The organism is Streptomyces olivaceoviridis, assembly GCF_014650115.1.
Classification (GTDB): Bacteria; Actinomycetota; Actinomycetes; order Streptomycetales; family Streptomycetaceae; genus Streptomyces; species Streptomyces olivaceoviridis.
The window spans coordinates 1-5,665 of sequence record NZ_BMUI01000077.1; the positions used below are offsets into that span (position 1 = coordinate 1).

At 67.0% G+C, this 5,665-nt stretch carries 4 protein-coding genes and 2 pseudogenes; 2 read left to right on the top strand and 4 right to left on the bottom strand.

Translation table 11 applies throughout. From position 1 onward, the window contains the following. Window positions 1-224: 224 nt before the first annotated feature. The 3 genes and pseudogenes from IE273_RS42765 to IE273_RS42780 all read right to left on the bottom strand — a co-directional run bounded on the left by IE273_RS42765 (window position 225) and on the right by IE273_RS42780 (window position 2,947). The gene (locus IE273_RS42765; protein ID WP_189820508.1) at window positions 225-683 is read right to left on the bottom strand and encodes a DUF5959 family protein; all 459 of its coding nucleotides are present in this window, start codon (window positions 681-683) and stop codon (window positions 225-227) included. A 329-nt stretch (window positions 684-1,012) separates the two neighbouring features. Continuing rightward, window positions 1,013-2,075, bottom strand: a pseudogene (locus tag IE273_RS45520) (IS630 family transposase). A 281-nt stretch (window positions 2,076-2,356) separates the two neighbouring features. Then, complete coding sequence (locus tag IE273_RS42780; protein WP_189820509.1) at window positions 2,357-2,947, bottom strand: TetR/AcrR family transcriptional regulator; 591 nt, start codon at window positions 2,945-2,947, stop codon at window positions 2,357-2,359. Between the two features lie 87 nt (window positions 2,948-3,034). Between IE273_RS42780 and IE273_RS42785 the strand changes: the two genes are divergently transcribed. Together IE273_RS42785 and IE273_RS42790 are read left to right on the top strand one after the other, a co-directional pair. Next, a complete protein-coding gene (locus IE273_RS42785; RefSeq protein ID WP_189820510.1) occupies window positions 3,035-4,303 on the top strand; it encodes an MFS transporter in 1,269 nt (422 codons plus the stop codon). Further along, window positions 4,296-5,228: an alpha/beta fold hydrolase gene (locus IE273_RS42790; protein WP_189820511.1), complete on the top strand. Its 933-nt coding sequence runs from the start codon at window positions 4,296-4,298 to the stop codon at window positions 5,226-5,228. The genes IE273_RS42785 and IE273_RS42790 overlap by 8 nt, the downstream gene beginning before the upstream one ends. Before the next feature lie 26 nt (window positions 5,229-5,254). On the opposite strand, the pseudogene IE273_RS42795 reads toward IE273_RS42790, so the two are convergent. Next, window positions 5,255-5,536 (bottom strand): annotated as a pseudogene (locus tag IE273_RS42795) (transposase); the annotation flags it as partial. Window positions 5,537-5,665 lie beyond the last annotated feature (129 nt).

Genomic DNA, 5,665 nt, shown 5'->3' on the forward strand with positions numbered 1-5,665 from the left:
CCTCAGATCCTCAAGATCCAAGTGTCTCTGATGTCCAAGATCCGGGGTCAGGCTCCGGCAGTGTCCGCGGCGTTTGTAGTGGCTGGTGCGGGCCTGGTGTCGTCGTCGACGCCAGGCCGACCAGTGCAGGATGTGCTCGACGGGTGCGGGCCGGCGGTCGGTGAGACGGGTGATCACTGAAACTGAACTCGTGATGTCGGTCTCGCGGGGCCAAGCGGTACCGCTCAGCTCTCCTGGGGTGGACGCCATTCGTACGTGATGGGGGCTGTCTCGGGCCAGGTCCGCCGGACCTGCTCCAGTCGTTCGTGGTGCTTCTCTATCAAGTTCTCCTGCGGCCCGATCCACAGCACCGCGCTGAGGCGGTCGGGATCATGGATCGTTACGTCCAGAGACTGGTCCTCTTGCATGTGGAGAACGAGATTCAGCCCGCGATCCCCACCGATGCTCGCACCTGTGCCCGGAGCCAGGCCGGTCAGCTCCTGCTGCCAGGCGTCGAGGTCCTGCTGGAGGAGGTAGAGCTCAAGCCGGGCATCGAAGAAGCTGGCGTGCGCCAAAACCTCAGCCTGGAGAATGTTGTGAGTCGGCAGCACACCGTGCTTGTAGCGACCGATCACGCGAACGATGCAGTGATCGCCATCCGAGTCCTCCAAATGGATCAGGTCTACCGCGCCTGGTTCGGTCATCGTCGGCCTCAATCTCTCTGGTGCTGGTCTGGCGTGCATCCTGCCTCATCGCGGTTCAGGTGAACCCCGCAGCCCAGGCAGAGGTGGCCAAGGATATGGAGGCCGGTACCTAGCAATGACCGCATGACCGTAGCCCCGTACCCGCTGCCTTCCTGGTGGCCGGTGTGGGGGCGGGACTCCTTTATCTTCCTGACTAAGCATCAGATATTCACTGTCGTCCCCCCAAACGGTGAAAAGAGCCGCTGACGCGCTGCCATGGGTCGGCGTAGCCTCGGTTCCACGGCTGAGCGCCTGGGCGACCGGCTACGAACTGAAATCCGTGATGTCGGTCAGCCGTTGACGGCCAGGCCGGTGCCGGCGAGGCAGCCGTCGACTATGTCGGGCCGGTACTGGATCTGCTTCAGTTTGCGCTTGACGGCCCGGGTGACCTGGGAAAGATTAGCGGCCGCAAGGTTGCCGATCTCGCGCTTGACCAGCGACCAGATGCCCTCCTGCGGGTTGAGGTCCGGGGCATAGGTGGGCAGCTGGAACACGGCCAGCCAGTCGGAGTTCCGGTCGATGAACTCCCGCATGCCACAGGTGAGATGCAGGCGGACGTTGTCCCAGACCAGCACGATCGGGCCACCAAGCTGGAGGCGGGCCCGGACAAGGAGACGGCAGAAGTCGCGCCATCCGAAGCCCTTCGGCTCGTCCTTGCGGCCCCGGTACTCCCGCAGCCCGTAGATCAGCCGCGACCTGGACCCCGGCTTGAAGCAGCACATGCCGACCATGGACAGACGGCCGGATCCCCGGCTGCGGACCCTCACCACGGGGGTGCGGCCGACTCTGCCCCAGGTCCTGGCCCGCGGCGGTGTCAGCGACTGCCCGGCCTCGTCCTCGAAGGCGATCCACGCACCCCGGGCCGCCGCTTCTCTTTTACCTGCGGCCAGACCTCCTTCTTCCACAACTCGACCGCGTCGTCGTCCCGCTCGATCGCCCGCCGGGCCGGCTGCTGCCAGGACCAGCCGTGCCGCTTCAGCAACAGCCAGGTGCCCTCGACCGTGTACGAGACATGAAACAACCGGCCGATCAGCGTCTTGATCCTCACCAGGGTCCACCGCTGATCCGGCCACCCATGCGCAAGCGGACCACGCTCCAGCTCCCGCTCCAGCCGCTCCATCTGAGCCGCCCCCAGCCTCGGACGGCCCGGCGAGCCCTTCGACAAGACCCCGCCCCGCCCCGCTCACGCCAGGACTTGCGCCAGCGCTCCATCGACCGCTCCGACACCCGTAACGCAGCAGCGATGTCCTTGGTCTTCTCCCCGCGCTCGAAGCGTTCCACGGCCTGAAGCCGAATGCGCTCCCGCGCGGCCCTCCCAGCGTCGGTCAGCCCGCCGCCCTGCGCGTATCTCACCCACCCAGAGCTACCGGACCCGACGCTCAACTGTCATGCCAATGGCCCGACATCACTCAATCAAGTTCAGCAGCCGGCGTATCTCGGCGAGGCTGAACCTGGCGATCCGTCACGGCAGCACCGTTGCAGTACTACTGACTTTGTTGGCGTGATGTCGTAGCTGACGAGCCGTGGCGAGCGGGGACGGGCCGGGCGGACACCGGGACCGGCCCTGACGCGCACTCTGACGTATGGCGGGTTCCGCTCAGGCGGACGGCGAAGTCCGCTTCGCCGGACGAATCTCAGTCGCTCGCGCCGAGGGTCCGCGCGAGTGCGTCGAGGGTCACATCGACGATGGCGCGCAGTTGCTCCGTACTCGTTCCGGCTCTGCTCATGACGGCGAGGGACTGGTTAACGGCCGCGAGGTGGGTCGCGAAGGACTCGGCCGCCTCGTCGTGCAATCGGCCGGCCTTCAGCGCGGCGCGTAGCCGGACGTGCTGGAGGCCGATCGCCTCCCGTGCACGCGCCGCGACGCTCGCGCTCAGCACTGGTGTCGCCATGACGGTTTGGGCCACCAGGCATCCGTCGGGCAGTCCGGGGTCCGCGATGCGTTCCAGGGTGACGTCGAAGAACGCCCGCGCGGCGGCCAGGGGCCGGTCGGCGGCGCAGGACAACGCGGCGTCGTACTTGTCTCCGTAGCGCGTGGTGTAGCGCTCCAGGCAGCGCATGAAGAGCGTGTCCTTGTCGCCGAGGGAGGAGTAGATGGAGCTGCGGTTGAGCCCGGTCGCCCGGGACAGGTCGTCCACCGACGTGTCCGCGTAGCCGGCTCGCCAGAACTGGATCATCGCGGCATCGAGCGCCGTGGCGATGTCGAACTGCTTCTTGCCTGCCATGCCGCACCTCCCTCTTGCTCTGTCTTCTTGGTGGATACCATCATCCCATCTTGAACTGACCAGTTCAAGATGGGATAGGGTGAAGGCATGAGCATGGACGGACACCCCGCAAACCTCACGGCGCGGCGACACGCGCACCGCGTGCTCGCGGTCGGCGCCACCACGTTCGTCTACACCGTTGTCATGGCGGGCGGAACACTGACGATCCCGCTGTACGTGCTGTGGGCCTCGCAATTCGGCTTCGGACCGCTCACCACCGTTGTCGTGTTCATCGCCTACGTCGTCGGAGTTGTCGGCACCCTGCTCGTGGCCGGTTCCCTGTCCGACGCCATCGGCCGCCGTCCCGTTCTCGCGCTGTCGCTCGCCCTCACGGCGCTGAGCACTGTGGGATTCGCGCTGGCAGACGGCCTCACGGTCCTGCTGATCTCGCGTGTGCTGAGTGGCCTGGCGACCGGGCTCATCACGGCGACGGCGACGTCGGCGATCACGGAACTCGTGCGTGGGCGCAGGACGGCAGCCGTGCTGAGCACCGCGGCCGACGTCGGCGGCCTGAGTCTCGGTGTCGTCGCCGCGGACGTCCTGGCACAATGCGTCACGGCACCGACTCACACCGTGTTCTGGTGCTACCTGGCGACGTGCGCCGTCGCCGGCGTCTCCTGGCTGGTCATCACCGAGACCGCTGACCGAACGGCGCGCTGGCAGCCTCGTATCCGCCGTCCGGTCTTCCCCGACGGAGCAAGCCGGGTACGGTCGTTCGTCGCCAGTGGCGTGCTCGCCGCGGCCTCCTCGGGCGTCAACGGGTTCTTCTCCTCGCTGGCTCCCGCGTTCCTGCGCGACGACCTGGGCGTGTCGAACTTCGCCGTCATCGGCGTAGGCGTCGGCGCGTTGTTCATCAGCGCGCTGCTGGCGCAGATCGTCATGCCCGCGGCCCTTTTGCAACGCAACTTCGGGACGGCTCTCCTGGCCGTGGGGATGATCGTCATTGAGGCCGCGCTGTGGACCCACTCCGCGCCGCTTTTCATCGTCGGCACTGTCTTCGCCGGCGCGGCGGTCGGAACGCTGATCCGACACGGTCTGAGCGTCACCGACGCGCTGTGCGATCCGGGCAATCGAGCCGAGCTCAATGCAACCTATTTCTTGTTCCTCTACTCCGGGCTCGTCGTCCCGGTCCTGGTGCTCGGTTTCGCCGATCAGGCCGTCGGGACCCGGGTCGCCAGCACCATGCTCGCCGCTCTCGTCGTGTCCACCGCGCTCGTGGGCCTGGCCCTCGGCCGGCACACCGACCCAACCAGCACACCTGACACCTCCAGCAGTCCGTCAACACACCTCACACCAGTGGAGGAAAACCATGAATGACCCCGCGAGCACCCCCCGTGTCTCCGGCAGCCCGGTCCGCGACCTGCCGCTGCCCGACCTGGCCGGTTTCTCCCACCGTTGGGTCGACGCGGACGGCGTCCGGCTTCACGCGGTCGAGGGCGGTCGGCCGGACCGTCCGGCCGTCGTGCTGCTCGCCGGGTTCCCGCAGACCTGGTGGGCCTGGCGCAAGGTGATGCCGAACCTGGCCGACCGATTCCACGTCATCGCGATCGACCTGCCGGGCCAGGGCCACTCCGAACGCCCGGACATCAGCTACGACACGCACACGGTCGCCGCGCACGTCCACGCCGCGGTCAAGGCCCTCGGAGTCTCGACGTACTGGCTGGTCGCCCACGACATCGGCGCGTGGGTCGCCTTCTCCCTCGCCTTGAAGTACCAGAGCCAGCTGCGTGGCCTGGCACTGCTCGACGCCGGCATCCCGGGCATCACACTCCCCGACGCCATTCCGACCAACCCCGAGCAGGCGTGGAAGACCTGGCACTTCGCCTTCCACCTCGTGCCCGAGCTGCCCGAGACCCTGCTCACCGGCCGCGAACGGGAGTACGTCGGCTGGTTCCTGAGGGTCAAGACCCTCTCCTCCGACACCTTCGACGACGCCGAAGTTGAGCAATACGCCGCGTCCGTGGCCGCCGGCGGCGGTCTCCGCGCGTCCCTGGCCTACTACCGGGACGCCGCCGAGTCGGCGCGGAAGAACCACGAAGCGCTGGAACAACAGCGCCTGACGGTCCCGGTCCTCGGGATCTCCAGCAGCCACGGCTCCATTTCCGACATGGCAGGTTCCATCAGGCCGTGGGCCGACCACGCCACCGGGATCGTCGTGCCGGACGCGGGACACTTCATCCCCGATGAGCAACCCGATGCCGTCGCCGCCGCGCTGACCGACTTCATCACCGAAGACGATTGAGACCGGGCGGAAGCAAGGGTTGACCTTCAATCCGTGATGTCGTGGTGTTTTCGGGTGAGCCCGGTGCCGATGAGGCAGCCGTCGAGTAGGTCGTTGCGGTATTGGAGCTGGCGTAAGCCTCGTCGGATTGCGGTGATCAGGTCGTTGGGGTCGGTGAAGGCACGGTTGGCTGTGGTGGTTCTGCGCGGGATCGACCAGATGGCTTCGACGGGGTTCAGGTCGGGTGCGTAGGCAGGTAGCTGGTAGACGGTGAGCCAGTCATGCTCGGCGATGTAGCGGCGCATCCCGGCGGCCAGGTGGGTGTTGAGGATGCCCCTATGTTGCGTCAAGCGGCAGAAGACGAGGCAGCAAGGGCCGACGGCAGCTGGATCTGACGGTGGATCTCGCGAGCGACGTAGCGTTTGAGGCAGCGGATGATCTCGCGTTTCGACATGCCC

Coding starts and splice junctions, on each gene's coding strand:
- IE273_RS42765 (WP_189820508.1), bottom strand. CDS start 683: ATGACCGAACCAGGCGCGGTAGACCTGATCCATTTGGAGGACTCGGAT.
- IE273_RS42780 (WP_189820509.1), bottom strand. CDS start 2,947: ATGGCAGGCAAGAAGCAGTTCGACATCGCCACGGCGCTCGATGCCGCG.
- IE273_RS42785 (WP_189820510.1), top strand. CDS start 3,035: ATGAGCATGGACGGACACCCCGCAAACCTCACGGCGCGGCGACACGCG.
- IE273_RS42790 (WP_189820511.1), top strand. CDS start 4,296: ATGAATGACCCCGCGAGCACCCCCCGTGTCTCCGGCAGCCCGGTCCGC.